We start from the raw sequence: 1839 nt of genomic DNA, 5'->3' as shown, positions 1-1839 counted from the left end.
AGATGTGTATAAGAGACAGGACCCGCCCCGACCCGAAGGTAGGTTGTCCGCATGCTTGCTGCGTTCGCCACGTCGTTCTCCCCGGACAGCCCGCTCGACGGCTTGCAGGTGGGTGACGCCCCTGAGCCCGTGGAGCGGGAGAACTGGACCACCGTCGACGTGCGCGCGGCGAGCCTCAACCACCACGACGTGTGGTCCCTGCGCGGCGTCGGGCTGCGCGAGCAGCAGCTCCCGATGATCCTCGGCACGGACGCGGCGGGCGTCGCGCCCGACGGGTCCGAGGTCATCCTGCACGGCGTGGTCGGCGCCGACGGCCACGGTGTGGGCCCACGGGAGCCACGCACGCTGCTGAGCGAGCACTACCCGGGCACCCTGGCAGAGCGGGTCGCCGTCCCGACGGCGAACCTGATCCCGAAACCGTCCGGCCTGTCCTTCGAGGAGGCCGCGTGCCTCCCGGTGTCGTGGCTCACCGCCTACACGATGCTGTTCACCGTCGGCGGTCTCGCACCGGGCGACAGCGTCCTGGTCCAGGGCGCCGGCGGAGGCGTGTCCACCGCTGCCGTCCTGCTGGGCGTGGCGGCGGGGCTCGAAGTGTTCGTGACCTCCCGGTCCGAGGAGAAGCGGAAGCGGGCGCTGGGACTCGGCGCCGCCGCCGCTCTGGCTCCGGGCGAGCGTCTGCCCCGGCGCGTCGACGTCGTGCTGGAATCGGTGGGCAGGGCCACGTGGCAGCACTCGGTCCGCTCGGTCAGGCCCGGCGGGACGATCGCGGTGTGCGGGGCGACCTCGGGCGACGCGTCGCCTGCCGAGCTCACCCGGATCTTCTTCCAGGAGATCCGGGTCCAGGGCGTCACGATGGGCTCACGCGACGACCTGGCGGCTCTGGCGAACTTCGTGGCACGTCAGGACGTGAAGCCCCTGATCGACAGCGTGCACCCGCTCGCCAGGACGCGAGAGGCGATGTCCGCGATGGTCGACGGCGCGCAGTTCGGCAAGATCGTCGTCACGCCCTGACGGCCCGCGGCGCCCGTCAGACGAAGCGTTGCTGGAAGGCCTCGGTGAGGCTCGGGCCCTGCTCGCCGATACGCCAGACGCTCCAGCCGTCCGCCGTGTACGAGCCGGAGGCCGCCGTCGCCGCCGTGTCGGGGTGACGGTACTGGCCGCCGTCGGCGAGCTCGATCACGCCGTTCGGGTGAAGGATGGCCTCGTGGTGCTGGCTGCGCCGCGGACGGGACCAGACGATGCGCGTGGGCGCGCCGAAGCTGCGGGCCAGCGCCTCCAGGTCCGGGTCGTCCTCCTCGTCGAACAGCCCCGGCGTGTTCGCCCGGATGCTCTCGTCCGTGGGAACGGGCGGGATCTGCGCCTCGGGCGCCTGGCCCGGGAACGGGGCCGGCGGCGCGTCGGGTGCCGGCGGGTACCCGGCCTGCGTGTCCGGCGGGTACCCGGCCTGCGTGTCCGGCGGGTACCCGGCCTGCGTGTCCGGCGGGTACCCGGCCTGCGCGTTCGGCGGGTAGCCGGCTTGTGCGCCCGCCCCAGGCACCGGGAAGTCGGGTGGCGTGGCGAAATCGGGTGTGGGGGAGAGGTCAGGCTGCCCGGCGAACGCGGGCTGCGTCCCGAAGGCCGGGTCCGAGGACCAGTCGTACACCGGATCCTGCTCGGGAGCGGCGGCGTACGCCGCGTTCTGTCCGGCGGGGGCTGCCTGGCCGGGGGCGCTCTCCTGCCACTGGCTGTCGATGACGGGGGGCTCGAACGGTGTCGAGTCGATCGGCCCGAAAGCCCCGCTCGGGTGCCCCTCGTCGAACTGCGGCGGTGCGGGGGGTTGCCTGTCTCTTATACACATCT

2 protein-coding genes are annotated in these 1839 nt (G+C 73.0%); one reads left to right on the top strand and one right to left on the bottom strand.

Annotation, left to right across the window (positions count from 1 at the left end):
* The first annotated feature begins 51 nt into the window (after positions 1–51).
* On the top strand, positions 52–1011 hold the full coding sequence (locus HGK34_RS22145) for a zinc-binding dehydrogenase (RefSeq protein ID WP_201851574.1): 960 nt from the start codon (positions 52–54) through the stop codon (positions 1009–1011).
* A gap of 16 nt (positions 1012–1027) precedes the next feature.
* Here HGK34_RS22145 and HGK34_RS22140 read toward each other — a convergent pair.
* The coding region (locus HGK34_RS22140; protein ID WP_504739215.1) for a restriction system modified-DNA reader domain-containing protein at positions 1028–1839 on the bottom strand (812 nt) is incomplete at its 5' end.

This window comes from Myceligenerans indicum (assembly GCF_016742955.1).
GTDB lineage: Bacteria > Actinomycetota > Actinomycetes > Actinomycetales > Cellulomonadaceae > Myceligenerans > Myceligenerans indicum.
Note: the sequence above shows the minus strand (reverse complement) of the source record. Positions and strands in the feature narration are given on the sequence as shown.

What these genes read in the sequence shown, in the direction of transcription:
- HGK34_RS22145 (WP_201851574.1), top strand. Translation starts at nt 52, where the DNA reads ATGCTTGCTGCGTTCGCCACGTCGTTCTCCCCGGACAGCCCGCTCGAC.